The organism is Streptomyces sp. 2-1 (assembly GCF_048564895.1).
In the GTDB taxonomy this organism is placed as follows: domain Bacteria; phylum Actinomycetota; class Actinomycetes; order Streptomycetales; family Streptomycetaceae; genus Streptomyces; species Streptomyces phaeochromogenes.
Window position 1 is genome coordinate 10,803,396 of the sequence record NZ_CP183383.1, and the last position, 14,288, is coordinate 10,817,683.

Sequence of the window (14,288 nt, forward strand, 5' to 3'; positions counted from 1 at the left end):
ACGTTCCCAAGCGGGTGTGGTCGACGGCTGCTGCCAGGAACCCGAAGGCTGTTCGGCGCGCCGAAAACCCGGCGACCGCAGCCGTCCTCCGTCGTACGCTGACGCCCGCTGTCTGACGAGGGAGGACATATGGAGATCCGGAGCCTGACCCGTTCCGAGGCCGAGCGCCGGGGCGCGCTGTTGGAGGTCGAGCGTTACGACGTGGACATCGACTTCACAGGTCTGGCCGACGGGCCGGAGGTCCGGTGTGTCTCCACCGTGGCCTTCAGTTGTCGTGAGCCGGGCGCGGAGACCTTCGTGGACTGTGCGGCGGAGGTGCGGAGCGCCACGCTGAACGGCAGACCCCTCACTTCCACCGCGGACGGCCGAATAGCCCTGCCCGCGCTTGCCGGGCACAACGTCCTGCGTGTGGAGAGCGTCCAGGCCGACACGACCACGGGCGAGGGCGTACACAGGGCGATCGACCCCGCGGACGGCGAGGTCTACGTGTGGATGAGTTTCGAACCGGACGAGGCCCGCTACGTCTGGGCGTGCTTCGACCAACCCGACCTCAAGGCACCGCACGCCTTCACCGTCACGGCGCCGTCCGCGTGGACCGTCACCAGCAACTCCGGCGACCCACGCATCGAGGAACTGGAGTCGGCACGCCGCTGGACCTTCCCGGACACGCCGCTGCTGTCGACGTACAACACCGTCGTCAACGCGGGCCCCTTCCACGAGATCCGTCGCGAGGCCGACGGCCACGACCTGGGCATCTACGCCCGCCGCTCCCTCGCTCCGATTCTCGAGCGCGACGCCGACGAGCTCTTCACCCTCACCCGACAGGGACTCGCCTTCTTCGGCGAGGTCTTCGCGATGCCGTTCCCGCAACGCAAGTACGACCAGGTGTTCGTGCCCGAGTTCGGCGGGGCGATGGAGAACTACGGCTGTGTGACCTGGTCGGACGCGTTCCTGCGACGGGCCACGCCGACGCCCGCCGAGAGCGAGCTGCTCGCGAAGGTGCTGCTGCACGAGATGGCACACATGTGGTTCGGCAACATCGTCACCATGCGGTGGTGGGACGACCTCTGGCTGAACGAGGCGTTCGCGGAGTTCGCCTGCCACTGGGCCGCCGAGCGCGCGACCCGGTACACCGACGCGTGGGCGAGCCACCTGGCGGGCGGCAAGCTCAAGGCGTACCTCTCCGACCAGGGTCCCGTCTCGCACCCGATCCACCAGCCCATCCACGATGTCGCCCAGGCCGCGTCGATCTTCGACAACATCACGTATCCCAAGGGCGCCTCGGTCCTCCAGCAGCTCAAGACGTATGTCGGCGAGGAGCGCTTCAGGGTCGGCATGACCGCCTACTTCGCGCGTCACGCGTGGGGCAGCGCCACGCTCCAGGACCTGATCGACGCCCTCTCCGAGGCCAGCGGGCGGGACCTGGACACCTGGCGCGCCGCCTGGCTGGCGACGGCGGGCACCGACCGCTTCTCACTGGAACGCGACGGCGACACCGTCACGCTGGTGGCGGTCGACACCCCGCGCCCGCAGGTCCTGGCGGTGGGCGCATACAACAGGAACGGCAAGGACGGCGGCGACGGAGGCCACGGCAGCAACGGGAGCAACGGGGGAAACAACGACCCGAGCGGCGAAGTCCTGGAACGCAGGGCGCTCGTGCGCGTCGAGGTCACGCAGACCCGCACTCCGGTCACCGGTCTCCCGACCGAGGCCGACCTCGACGTTCTGCTGATCAACGACGAGGACCTGACCTTCGCCACGACCCGTCCCGACCCCGCGACCAGGGACGCCTTCTTCCTCGCGGCGGCACAACTGCCCACTGCCATCTCCCGAGGAGTGGCCACGGCGACCGTGTGGGACATGCTGACCACCGGCGAGGCCACGGCGGCGGAAGCCGGGCGGAGCATCACCGCTGTCCTCATGGCCGAGACGTCCGACGCCGTGATCGAGCCCTATCTGACCCTCGCCGCGAACATCGCCGAACTGTGGGCGCCGGAAGGCGAACGGGCAGGGCTGACGGCGGCGGTGGCGGAGGCCTGTCGCCGCCACGCTGCGGACCCCGGCCGTCGTCAGGTCGCCCTCCGCGGTCTGGCCCGCGTCGCGACGACACCGGACGAGTTGGCGTGGCTCCGCGAACAGGCCGGCGACGACGTGGACCTGCTCTGGCGAACGCTCGTCCGCGAGGCGGAACTTGGCGGGGACGTCTCCTCGGAGAGCGCCCTCCTGCTGGAACGCGACCCGGACCCCGACGCCTGGGTCCGTGCCCTCACCGTACGGGCCGCCCTGCCGGACCCCGCCGCGAAGGAAGAGGTCTGGCAGAGGCTTGCTGTGGACCGTGCGGTGCCCATCAACTCGGTCGGCCAGGTGGCGGCGGCGTTCTGGCGCCCCGACCAGGACGCCCTGTTGACGCCCTACACACAGCACTACCTGGACTCGATCCCGGACCTGCACCGGGGCGGAATGATTCCGGCGATGGTCTTCGCGGGCCAGCTCTTCCCACCGCATGCCATCGACTCCACGTACATCGAGGAGGCCCAGAAGGCGGCCCACGAGGCGGCCCCGGTGGTCCGCAACACCCTCCTGGAACGCTCGGACACGGTAAAGCGAATGCTCCACTCCCGGGGCACCTCGACGGACCGGTGAGTCGGTGACTGGGTGACCGCATGAGTGGGTGAGCACGGGTGTGGGTCAGCCGAGCTTGAGGAGTAGTTCGGCGAGTTCGACCGGCATCGTGACCATGCAGTCGTGGCCCGTCGCCAGTTCCCACACCTGTGCCGGTGCCCCGTTGGGCTGTGTTGCTGGGACGGGGCGCCGGTCGAAGCCGTCCGGCTTGCCGACGGTGCAGTGGATGTGGGTCCGCGGGATCGCGTTCACGGCCGGGTTGTCGAGCCGGACCGGTTGCTGGAGACAGCGCACCGGCTGGTCCGACAGCATGGTCCGCAACCAAGCGACATCCGCCGGGTCGGTGACCCCGAACAGGCCCGAGGGCGGGGGCAGTTCGGGCAGCGGCGGAATCCGCCAGCCACTGTCCGACTTCACGGCGAGGTCGATCAGTGCCTGGGTCACGGGCAGGACATCGGCCGCGCTCTCGCCGTCCTCCGGCACCATCGCGTCGAGGTAGACCAACCCCCCGATCCGGTCCGGGACCTGGTTGGTCGCGGACGAGATGACCAGCCCGGCGTAACTGTGTCCGACGAGGACCACTTCGGTGAGGTCTTCCTCGACGATCAGCCTGACGATGTCGTCGACATGAGTGTCGAGCCCTACCTCGGCGCTGAGCAGATGAGCCTTGTCGCCATAGCCGGTCAGCGACGGCGCGAGCACCCGATGCCCGGCCGACACCAGCAACGGGACCACCCGCTGCCAGCACTCTCCACTGTGCCAGGCACCATGTACCAGCAGATACGTCGACATGTTTGCGCTCCTTGCTGTGCTTGTCCGCGCCGGGGGGCAGACGATGAAGTGGCCGCCGGTCACGCTGCCGCCCGGGTTCCGACCGAGCCAGGGCCCCCGCGATCCTGGGGGTGACAGGACCAGGCACGCGCACAACCCCGCGAATTACAGTGGAGAGATGACCGACGGACCGAACCTGCTGGGCGATTACGTACGCGCCCGCCGTGAGCTCGTCACTCCCGAACAGGTCGGTATCCCCGTCATGGGGGTACGGCGCGTACCGGGTCTGCGGCGGGAAGAGGTCGCGATGCTCGCCGGTATCAGCGCCGACTACTACCTGCGCCTGGAACAGGGCCGCGACCGCAACCCCTCCGTACAGGTCCTGGAGTCCATCGCGCGCGTGCTGCGGCTCGACGAGGACGCGACGGCGCACCTGCTGCTGCTCGGCGCCGACCGGCCCCGACGGCATCGCACCAGGCCCCGGCCGCGGAAGGAGACCGTCCCGTCGAGCATCGCCAAACTCGTCGCCACGCTCCAGATCCCCGCGCTGGTCGAGGGGCGCTACTTCGACGTCCTCGCCGCCAACACCTTGGCGACGGCCCTGTCGCCACGCTTCACGGCGGGCGCCAACCGACTGCTGTCCTTGTTCCTCGACCCGGCCGAGCAGGCGCTCTACCCGTACTGGGAAGGCGCCGCCGGGGGCATGGTCGCCGGCTTCCGCGAGTCGGTCGGCACCGACACGGACGACCCCCGGTTCATCGAGCTCGTCGGCGAACTCTCCCTCGCCAGCCCCCTGTTCAGCCGACTCTGGGCCCGGCACGACGTACAGGCCTGCGAAGCCGCGCCCAAGCACATCGAGCACCCCCAGGTTGGCGGGTTGCAGCTGAACAGGGAGCGGCTGAGCATCGACGGCGCGCCAGGCCAGACGCTCGTCGTCTACCACCCGGACCCCGGTACCGACAGCGCCGACAGACTGGCACTGCTCGCCTCCGTCATACAGCCGTCTGTACGGATGTGACGAGCCGCTAGACGGTGGCCAGTGCCTCCGTAGGTGTGAGCCGGGCCGCTCGGACCGAGGGGTAGACGCCGGCCACCACCCCGATCACCACGGCACCTCCCACCCCGCTCAGCACAGCCGCCGCGGGCACGACCGGGGGCCAGTCGTGCCAGGACGCGTAGCCGACCGTGGCCAGGACGCCGATGACCGTGCCCGCCAGTCCGCCCAGCGTGGACAGGACCACCGACTCCGTCAAGAACTGGCCGCGGATCTGGCCCCGGCTCGCACCCAGCGCACGGCGCAGCCCGATCTCCCGGCGCCGCTCCAGCACCGAGACCACCATCGTGTTGGCCACCCCGATCCCGCCCACCAGCAGCGCGACTCCCGCCAGGCCCAGGAACAGCGCCGAGAACGTGGACTGGGTGGCGCGTTTGGCGGCCAGCGCGTCGGACGGCTTGCTGATCTGGACCATGCCGGGCAGTTGTGGATTGAGCGTGGCGGGGAGAACGTCCCGGACGGCCTCGACCTGGGACTCCCGTGCTTTGACGTAGATCACCGTGGGGTGGCCGTCGAACTTCAGCGTGTCGCGGGCCGTCTGCCAGTCGACGAACACCGCCCTGTCCAGATCGGGGGAGAGCGGTGTCTGCCGCAGGATGCCGATGACGGTGAACCAGTGGCTGCCGACGAAGATCTGCGGGTCCCCGGTCACCTGGGGGATGCCGAGCCGGGACGCGGCCACCGAGCCCAGCACCACGGTCGGCAGCCGCTCGGTCGACGAGCTGAGGAACCGGCCCGACATCAGTCGGCCGTTGACGGCCTTCAGCAGCCCCGGCCGAGTGGCCAGCACGCTGATGCCGGAGAAGTCACCGGGGTCGACCCGGTCCGAACGGTGCACGTCGGCATGGGTGTTGGCGACCACCCCGACCGTGGTGACGGGGCCGATGCGGCGGGCCATCGCGGGGGACTCCTCGGGCAGCAGCACCGGCGGATCCTGGTCGGGCATCGGCTGGGCCCGCAGCATGTCCGTGCCCAGCGCCGAGAGTTCCGCCATCAGGGCCCGCTGGCTCGACGCCGGGATGCCGGTCACCACGATCAGTGTCGCGATACCGATGGAGATGCCCAGGGCGGACAGGGCGGCCCGCACCTTACGGGTACGGATGCCCAGCAGCCCGAGACCGAGCAGATCGGCCGGGGCGAGCCGGACGGGTCGGGGCCTTGTGCGGCGGCGGGCCGACGCGACTTCGGTTCCTGTCATGCGGGAGCGTTCCCTGCCTTCTGGGTGTCTGCGACGGGCTGGGCCACGGCCCCGGTTCGGGCCCCGGCTCGGGTGTCCGCGACGATCCGACCGTCGCGGAGCTCCACCGTCCGGGGCAGCAGGGAGGCGATGTCGCGGTCATGGGTGATGACCGCGATGGTCGTGCCGTCGTCGTTGAGCGCGCTGAGCAGATCGAGGACGGCGGTGCCGTTCGCGGTGTCGAGAGCGCCGGTCGGCTCGTCCGCCAGGACCAGCATGGGTTCATGGACGAGGGCCCGGGCGATCGCCACGCGTTGCCGTTCGCCACCGGACAGCTGTTGGGGGAGATGGCCTGAGCGATGGTCGAGCCCCACCCTCGCCAGCGCCTCCAGGGCGCGCGGCCGACGCGATCGACGGGGGACGCCCGCGTACAGCAGCCCGGTCGCCACGTTCTCCCAGGCGCTCAGCCCGTCGGTGAGATGGAACTGCTGGAAGACGAAGCCGAGTTGGCGGCCACGCAGTGCCGACAGCTCCCGGTCGGACAGGCTCAGGACATCCTCGCCGCCGATCTCCACGGTTCCGGAGGTCGGCCGGTCCAAGGTGCCCATGATGTGCAGCAGAGTGGACTTCCCGGATCCCGACGGGCCGACGATGGCGAGGAGTTCGCCCTCCTCGATCGTCAACGACACGTCGTCCAGGGCCTTGACCCCGCCTCCGTATGCCATGCCGGTCCCGCGGACGCTGAGTACGGGCGTCATGAGGCGGTCACCACGCGCAGCCCTTCCGAGATCTCCGGCCCGCTGACCTCGACCCTGCCCTTGGCGAACAAGCCGGTCTCCACGGGCAGTAGTCGGCCGCCCGGCCGTTGCAGGGCGTAGCCGCCCTCGCTCAGGGCCAGCAGCGCGCCGACCGGCACCACGAGGACGTCCTTCTTGGCGGCCGAGGTGAAGCCGACCCGGACGGACCCGGAGTCCGCATCGCGTACGGGTCCGGCCTCGGGGTCGTCGAGGCCCACGGTCACCGTGAGCTGGGGCTCGCCGCCCGCGTTCTGGTCCGCGGACTGTGCGTCGCTGCTCAGCGCGGTGACGTGTCCCCGGACGGTGGAGTTGTCCGGCAGGGTCACGGTCACCTTGTTGCCCCTGCGGACGGAGCCGGTCGCGTCCGCCTTCAAGGGGACGGTGACCTGCCTGACGGTCGAGGTGACCGACAGCAGGTCCCCGCCGGCCGCGTCACCGGGCTCCGCCAGCAGACCGCCGACGCGCACGGCACCGGAGAGCACGATCGCGTCCCCCGGACCCAGCTCACCGGTGGCCGCAGCGCCGGTACGGGACTGCCAGCGCTTGAGCGCGGCGATCACGCCCGCCGTCAACACACCCTCTCCGCGGCGGACTTGGACGGGAGCGGGGGAGGGGGAGGCGGCGGGCGAACCTGCCCCGGCGGAGTCGGCAGCGGTCGGCCGGGCCGAGGGTGCCGCGTCCTGGCCGGACTTGCCCGAAGCCGCATCGGCGGACGCGGTCTCCCCCTCGGCGCCGGCCCCGTCCGAAGTCGGTGTCGCCGCCGGACGTGGCCGCACCCAGCTGCCGACCTCCGGCTGCTCTCCGAAGTCGTATCCGAGTTTCCTGAGGTTGTCGACGAGGACCTTCACATCGCGCCCGACCGTGCCCTCGTCCCGCAGGGTGCGGTACAGCGGGGTCGATCCGTAGAGCAGCGGTACCGGGTTGTCGTTCACCCGGAACATCTGCCCGCCCCTGGTGACCTCCGCCCCGATCCGCGGCAGCCAGGTGACCAGGCCATCCTTGCCGCTCCGCACCACCCGGCTCCGGCCATGACCGAGGGTTCCGCCGAGTGTCAGGGTGTCGGACAGATCGGCGCGCTCCACCACCGCGGTCGTCACGTGCACTCTCTCGTCGGCGGAGGCCCGCGACTCCTGTCCGTGCCGACCGGTCCAGACAACCGCTCCGGCCGTGATGGCGAGTACCACCGAGGCTCCGCTCACCGTCAGCAGGAGGCGCCGCCGGGGGCGGGGAGAGGCCTCATTTCTTCGCACTGAGCGCTTCCTCCTGGCAGTTCGCCTCGATCTGGTCGGCCTGCGACGAACCCGGAGCCACCGGGCCCGGCTCGTCGGCCCAGGTCCATCCGGCGGCGTCGGGGAGAGTGTCCACCTTCAGCCCCTTGTCGTTCATGCAGCGCACCCAGGAGCGGAGGCCGTCCGCGTAATCAGGGTCGTTCGGGTTCAGCTGAGGGGGCGTGATGGGTTGCTTCGCCTTGCATGCCTTGTACTCCTTCGGGTACTTGTCCGCGCCGGCCGCCGGGAGCACCATCCCCGGGATTCCCTTGTCGGCCGTGGGCACTCCCTGACTCTTCAGACAGACGCCCCAGGCCGTCTGGATCCGCTTCTTCTCGTCCTCGCTCATGTCCGTCCGCAGCGGGACGCCCTCCTCCGTGCCGGAGCTCGCCGAGGCGCTCGCACCGTCCTTCGCGGCCGGGCTCGTCACCGAGGCCACCTGGTCGTCCTTGGCCGTGTCGTCCGAACCACCGACGGGTGATCCGCCGCAGGCGGACAGCGCGGCCAGGCACAGGACAGCGGCCACGACCGTCCCCGTACCGGTGAAGTGAGTGGTTTTCGTCATCCCCGTACGGTCACGGAGAGATTTGAAGAACTTGTCAGGCCGGTATGAGAGAGCTGTTGGGCCCCGTAGGGTCCGCAGCATGTGCGCACATGTTCTTGTCGCGGAAGACGATCCGAAGCACGCCGAGGTCGTGCGGCGTTATCTGCGGCGGGAGGGCCATTCGGTGGTCGTCGTCCACGACGGCCACGCCGCGATCGAGGAGATCCGCCGCAACCGTCCCGATGTGCTGATCCTCGATGTGATGATGCCCCTCGTGGACGGCCTGGACGTGTGCCGTACGGTCCGACGCGAGGCCGACGACGTGGCGGTGCTGATGCTCACGGCGCGCTCCGCGGAGGAGGATCTGCTGCGCGGGCTCGACCACGGTGCCGATGACTACATGACCAAGCCGTACAGCCCGCGCGAACTGATGGCCCGGATCCGGGCCCTCATCAGACGCACCCACCGGTCCGCCTCCGCCGAGGAGGAGGAGTCCGTTCTGCGGGTCGGCGGCCTGACCGTCGACCCCGTACGCCATGTGGTCGAGGCCGACGGGCGTGAAGTCGAGTGCACGCCGGGCGAGTTCGTGATCCTCCAGGCGCTGGCCGCTCACCCGGAGCGGGTGTTCAGCCGCCGTCAACTCCTCGCCAGCACCCGGGGGTTCGACCGCTACATCACGGAACGGACCGTGGACGTCCATGTGATGAACCTGCGCAGGAAGATCGAGACGGATCCGCGCGAACCGGTCCGCCTGCTGACCGTGTACGGCGTCGGCTACAAGCTCACCGACGGCAGGAAGCCGACCGGTGGCGCCGAGCCGACCGACGGCACCGAACTCACCGACGGCCGTGCCGCGCTCTGACGGAGGGGGCGCCGGCGGCGGGCGGACCGATGCTGAGCGGACCGCCGACGGGCGAAGGGATCCCGGGCGGACCGACGGTGATCGGGTGCCGCCGCACCGCAGCCTCCTCGTGCGCCTGCTCGCCACGTCCGTGCTGATCGCCGTCTGCGCGATCGCCGCCACCGCGTGGCTCACCGTACGCACCACCACCGGTGCGATCCGCCAGGAGCAGGGCCGCATCCTGACCGACGACACCCATCTCTACGACACCCTGGTGGGCCGCGCGGCGACCCACCGGGACTGGTCCCAAGTGGACGGTCTGATAGGGGAGTTGGCATCGAGCACCGGACGGCGGATCGTCCTGACGACCCGGGACCGCCGGACGATCGCCGACTCTGATCCGAAGGCGCCACGGCCCGACCGGGTGTCCGCGGTCATCGACCCGTTGCACGTCGCACCGGCCGGGAGCGCGGACGCCGACCGCATCGACCCACGTGTCATCGGTCCCTACCGGCTCACCGCCGACGCCCGCGCGAAACTGCGCGCCGCCGCCGACCGGCTCCAGGCCTGTCTTCAGCGATCCGGAGCACCCGCGACCCGCATCGACCGGCCGAGCGGTCGTCCGGTGATCCGGATCGGCAACGACGACGCCGCCATCAGGTACAAGATCACCGGCGTCTGCCCGACGGCCGAGCTGGACACCCCGACGGAGCCGGAGCGGAAGGCCCTCGACCGCCTCAACGCCCTCGCGGCGAAGTGCCTGCGGGACCGGCACGAGTCGGTCGTCGGCGTCGGACTCGACTTCATCGCCATCTCCCCCGCGGTACAGGACTGCGTGGATACCGCCCGGCGCGTACAGCTCACCCCGTACGTGGCCCCGCCCGCCCTCCTGTTCATCGGTGACGCCCAGATCCCCGCCGTGGCGTCCGTGGGACTCGACCTCTCGCCGGCCAACACCGCCCGGATCGCCGGGGTGACTGGGCTCGTCCTCGTCCTGACCGTGAGTTCGACCGTGCTGGTCGGGCGTCGACTGGTCCGACCGCTGCGTGCGTTGACCGCCGCCGCTCGCGGTCCGGGCGACCGGCACGCCCGCGTCCCCGTCACCAGCAATGACGAGATCGGCCGGCTCGCCGCGGCCTTCAACGATCTCTCCGCGCGGCGCGAGCACGCCGAGGAACAGCGCAGGGCGATGGTCAGCGACATCGCCCATGAACTGCGCAGCCCGCTCAACAACATCCGGGTGTGGCTGGAGGCCGCGGAGGACGGCATCGCCGAGCCCGACGACGACTTCACCACCTCGCTCCTGGAGGAGGCACTGCAACTGCAGCACCTCATCGACGACTTGCAGGACCTCGCCGCCGCCGACGCGGGCGTGCTACGGCTGCACCGCGAGGATGTCTTCGTACGGGACCTCCTTCACCAGGTCGCGACAGCACACCGTGCCGCGGCGGACTCGGCCGGAGTCACCCTCACCGTCCGCACGGAAGACGATCCGAAGCTGTACGCGGACCCCGTACGCATCCGTCAGATGATCGGCAACCTGGTCTCGAACGCCGTACGCCACACGGCGGCCCGGGGCAGTGTCGAACTGCGCGCGGTCGGCGCGGAGTCCGAGGTGAGCATCGAGGTCAGGGACACCGGTCAAGGCATCGAGCCGGATGAACTGCCGTATGTCTTCGACCGTTTCTGGCGAGCCGAGAAGTCCCGCAGCCGCTCCACCGGCGGCAGCGGGCTCGGTCTGGCCATCGTCCGCCAGCTCACCCACGCCCACGACGGGACGGTCACGGTCCACAGCACTCCGGGGGCCGGCACGGTCTTCGGCGTGACGCTGCCTGTCGTACGTGCGGACAGGCGGACCTGACCTGACCTCACCTCGGACTGCCTCCACCCGAGGTGACGTGGAAGCCGGGCCCGGTCAGGAACCGGGCCCGGCTTCGGATCACGTCACGTCAGGTCACGTCACGTGGGTCAGGTCAGGCAAGAGGCTCCAGTCTGATGTTGCGGAACCGGACCTTGTTCCCGTGGTCCTGCAGACGGATCGCGCCCGCTGCCGGTGTCTCGGGTCTGCCCGAGGCGGTGGGGCCGTCGAGGGCGATGTCGTCGTGCACCTTCTCGCCGTTCCACACCACGGTCACCCGCGCGTCGGCCGTCTTGCTCCCGCTGTCGTCGTACCGGGCGGCGCGGAAGACGATGTCGTACGTCTGCCAGGTCTCGGGCGCCCTGGCCGCGTTCACGTCGGGTGCCTTCTTCAGGTAGAAGGCTCCGGCTTCGTTGGTGTCCAGGGAGGTGTCACCGTAGGAGTCGAGGATCTGCAGTTCGTAGCGGTCCTGGATGAAGATTCCGCTGTTCCCACGGTCCTGACCAGTGACATCGGGAGGCAGCAGCGGCACGCGGAACTCGACGTGCAACTTGAAGTCCTGGTACGCGTCCAGGGTCCGGATGTCACCGCAGCACACCTCCATCGACTCCTCGTCGGTGAGCGGCCACTTGAGCCGTCGCCCGTCCGTGTGCTGCCACTCGGACTGCGAGGCGGCGCTCCCGTCGAAGAGGGTGACAGGCGCGCCGTGCGGGCGAACAGTGAGCAGATCGAGGTTGACGTGTCCGGTGTCGCCGGCGTCGTAGCTGTAGGAGACGGTGTTCTTTCCGGCGCGCAGCACTACCGGTTCGGTCTGCGTGGACCATGAATCCCAGTCACCGGTAGAGGCCAGCTTCACTTGCCGCAGCTTCTTCCCATTGGTGTACAGGGAGAGCGACTTGGTGCCCTGGAACGGGTTCGGGCCGTTGGAATAGCGCAGGTTGACGTCGTACGTGCCAGCCTTGGGGACTGTCACGTCGAAGGTGGTGGCGACCTTGCCCTCCGTGGAGTACCGGTCGACGAAGCCGCTGCCGGAGTGGCCGACATGATCGGTGTTGATTCCCGCTGAGCCCGTCAGACGCGCCTCCTCGGCCTCGTACTGGGTGGCGGGCGGCGGCTGCTTACCGGGCATGGCATTGAGCGTGTACCAGGCCTCGGTGCTCCACAGTGCCTCACCGGACGCAGAGGTGAAGGGCCGCGGGGAGCGAAGGTGAACGACCCGGTCCGACTTCAGCCCGTCCAGCCGCAGCCGCACCGTACGTCCGTCCTTCGACAGCTCGGCAGAGCGTACGGGCAGGGCTTCTTCGGCGATCTTCGGACCGCCGTAGTCGGTGGTCGGCGTGTAGCGCCACTGCTCGGCCCGGTAGCGCTTGGCCAGCTCCGCAGCCGTCGTCGCGGACACCGGCTGGGTGTACGTCAGGTCGAAGCCGCCCGGCACGGCACGCATCGTCTGGATGTCGAAGGTGTTCCCGCCGTTGGGCGTGAGCTTCTGCAGGCCGAACTTGAGCTTGCCCTCCTGACCCCAGTTGCCCTCGGCGCCCAGACCACCGGCGTAGATCGAGCCGTCGGGACCCAGGGTGAGGCGGTTGACCCCGGCCTCAAGACCCTGCGTGTAGCGGAAGACGGCGCCCTGGTACTGCCCCTTCACCTTCTCCAGGTACGCGCGCTGCAGGCCGCCGTAGGTCACGTCGCCGATCAGCATCTGACCCGCGAACCTGCCCTTCTTCAAGTACAGAGGTGTGGAAGGCGAGTTGGCGATCTCGTTCTGGGGCAGCCACAGCACGGGGTCGGTCGGCGTGGAGGCGTCGAACGGGCCGGACGGCTCGGTGAAGTGGTTGAAGAAGCGGTCCTGCTTGACGTGGACGAGCTTCGACGAAGGAAGCCAACCGCCTTGGTTGTCCGTGGCGAAGAGCTCACCCTCCGGGCCCCAGCCGATCCCGTTCGGGGTGCGCAGCCCGCCCGCGACCGGGCTGATCTTGCCAGTCTTCTTGCTGACCTTGTACGTGACCCCGCGGCCCGGCGCCGGCTGCGGAACCGTGGTCGCACCGCCGAGGTTGATGGAGACGGAGAGGTTCACGTAGAAGTAGCCGTCGCGGTAGAGGAGTCCGAAGGCGAACTCGTGGAAGTTCCCTCCGTACGGCCAGGTCGCGACGGTGCGGTACTCGTCGGCCACGTCATCGCGGTTCCGGTCGACGAGCCGGGTCAGCTCGTGCTTCTGGGAGACGTACAGCGAACCGTCGACGTACTTGATGCCCATGGGCTCACGCAGCCCGCTTGCCACCTTCTTGAAGGTGACCTTGTCCTGACTGGTCGGACCGGTGACGTTGTCCAGCAGATAGACCTCTCCGGCAACGTTGTCGGAGCCGCCCCAGGTGCTGATCGCCAACCGTCCGTCGGGCAGCCAGTCCATACCGGTGACCTGCGGTTCGAAACCGTCGGGGCGCAGATCGGTGAGCGTCAGGTCCGGCCGGACGGAGGTGAGCGGGAGGCCGTCGCCGGGGGAGTCGCCGCTCGCCTCGCATTCCTTGCGTCCGGGGGCCGTCACCCGGACGACATCGGCATCCGTGCTCAGTGCTTCACGGGGCACGACAGCGAAGTCGCTCTCGCCCGGCGGCTTCCAGGCCAGTTGGAGCTGCTGCCCGCCGTCGCGCTCGAAGTGATCGATGCGCAGGGGGTGCGACCCCGCGGTGAGCGTGACCGCGCCGTCCTTCGGCTCCGCGCCGTGGAGTCCGTCGTGGTCGACCACCGTGGTGTCGCCGATGGTCAGCCGGGAGCCGTCGTCGCTGGTGAGACGGAACCCGTAGGTGCCGTCGCGCGGCACGACCAGGTTGCCGGTCACCTCGGAGACGAAGTGGTCGGAGAAGCCACCGAAGTCGTCGGCCGTGGACCAGTCCACCGTCGACTTCAACGAGTCGTGGTTGGGGGTCTGTCCGGGCTTGAGCGTGCACAGCTTGCTCAGTGGTGTCTGCACGTCGAACACGCGGAGTGTGACTCCGGGTTCCTGTGGCGGGATGGCCGACGGGGCGGCCGAGGACGCGGGGGCGGCCAACAGACCGCCGGCGAGGACGGTTCCGGTCAGTAGGGCGGTCAGAAGTCTTCGGGCACGCAGGAACGGATGGTGGGACAACGGTCCTCCATAAGGCGGGACCGGACCGTGCCGGATTTCGTTCCGGTCTTCAGTGACGTGGCTGCGTTGCGCCGCCAACCTAAGGGGCTTTCACTTGGCATGTCCATACTTTGTCATCTCAGTGTTCAAAGTTGCGGCCGGAACCATGACTCCCGGAGCCATTACTCCCGGGGTAATCGACCGTCCGCCCATCACTCGAGCAGGATCAAGCACATCGACGGGAACCCCCGCC

At 69.5% G+C, this 14,288-nt stretch carries 10 protein-coding genes; 4 read left to right on the forward strand and 6 right to left on the reverse strand.

Going from position 1 to position 14,288, the window contains the following annotated elements; all coding sequences use genetic code 11:
- The first annotated feature begins 129 nt into the window (after positions 1–129).
- Positions 130–2,643 carry an aminopeptidase N gene (gene pepN, locus ACN20J_RS47205; RefSeq protein ID WP_419668499.1) on the forward strand — a complete coding sequence of 838 codons (2,514 nt, stop codon included), beginning with the start codon at positions 130–132 and terminating at the stop codon, positions 2,641–2,643.
- Positions 2,644–2,688: 45 nt separating this feature from the next.
- Here pepN and ACN20J_RS47210 read toward each other — a convergent pair whose 3' ends face one another.
- Positions 2,689–3,414, reverse strand: coding sequence for an alpha/beta fold hydrolase (locus tag ACN20J_RS47210; protein ID WP_419668500.1), 726 nt, complete (start codon positions 3,412–3,414; stop codon positions 2,689–2,691).
- Between the two features lie 157 nt (positions 3,415–3,571).
- Here ACN20J_RS47210 and ACN20J_RS47215 point away from each other — a divergent pair, with 157 nt between their 5' ends.
- Positions 3,572–4,411, forward strand: a complete 840-nt coding sequence (locus ACN20J_RS47215) for a helix-turn-helix domain-containing protein (RefSeq protein WP_189842530.1) — start codon at positions 3,572–3,574, stop codon at positions 4,409–4,411.
- A 7-nt stretch (positions 4,412–4,418) separates the two neighbouring features.
- Here ACN20J_RS47215 and ACN20J_RS47220 read toward each other — a convergent pair whose 3' ends face one another.
- The 4 genes from ACN20J_RS47220 to ACN20J_RS47235 are packed head-to-tail and all read right to left on the reverse strand — an operon-like array spanning position 4,419 to position 8,254.
- Entirely contained in the window at positions 4,419–5,645 is a 1,227-nt protein-coding gene (locus tag ACN20J_RS47220; protein WP_419668501.1) for an ABC transporter permease, read from the reverse strand.
- Complete coding sequence (locus tag ACN20J_RS47225; RefSeq protein ID WP_419668502.1) at positions 5,642–6,382, reverse strand: ABC transporter ATP-binding protein; 741 nt, start codon at positions 6,380–6,382, stop codon at positions 5,642–5,644. The genes ACN20J_RS47220 and ACN20J_RS47225 overlap by 4 nt, the downstream gene beginning before the upstream one ends.
- Positions 6,379–7,671 (reverse strand): hypothetical protein, encoded by a 1,293-nt coding sequence (locus tag ACN20J_RS47230; RefSeq protein WP_419668503.1) that lies wholly within the window; start codon positions 7,669–7,671, stop codon positions 6,379–6,381. Before ACN20J_RS47230 ends, ACN20J_RS47225 begins: the two co-directional genes overlap by 4 nt.
- Positions 7,658–8,254: a hypothetical protein gene (locus ACN20J_RS47235; RefSeq protein ID WP_055617405.1), complete on the reverse strand. Its 597-nt coding sequence runs from the start codon at positions 8,252–8,254 to the stop codon at positions 7,658–7,660. Before ACN20J_RS47235 ends, ACN20J_RS47230 begins: the two co-directional genes overlap by 14 nt.
- Positions 8,255–8,333: 79 nt before the next feature.
- On the opposite strand from ACN20J_RS47235, the gene ACN20J_RS47240 reads away from it, so the two are divergent.
- Both ACN20J_RS47240 and ACN20J_RS47245 read left to right on the forward strand, forming a co-directional pair.
- The gene (locus ACN20J_RS47240) at positions 8,334–9,095 is read left to right on the forward strand and encodes a response regulator transcription factor (RefSeq protein ID WP_190231386.1); all 762 of its coding nucleotides are present in this window, start codon (positions 8,334–8,336) and stop codon (positions 9,093–9,095) included.
- Between the two features lie 85 nt (positions 9,096–9,180).
- Positions 9,181–10,935: a sensor histidine kinase gene (locus tag ACN20J_RS47245; RefSeq protein WP_419668504.1), complete on the forward strand. Its 1,755-nt coding sequence runs from the start codon at positions 9,181–9,183 to the stop codon at positions 10,933–10,935.
- Between the two features lie 112 nt (positions 10,936–11,047).
- Here ACN20J_RS47245 and ACN20J_RS47250 read toward each other — a convergent pair whose 3' ends face one another.
- Positions 11,048–14,056: a family 16 glycoside hydrolase gene (locus ACN20J_RS47250; protein ID WP_419668505.1), complete on the reverse strand. Its 3,009-nt coding sequence runs from the start codon at positions 14,054–14,056 to the stop codon at positions 11,048–11,050.
- Positions 14,057–14,288: the final 232 nt, after the last annotated feature.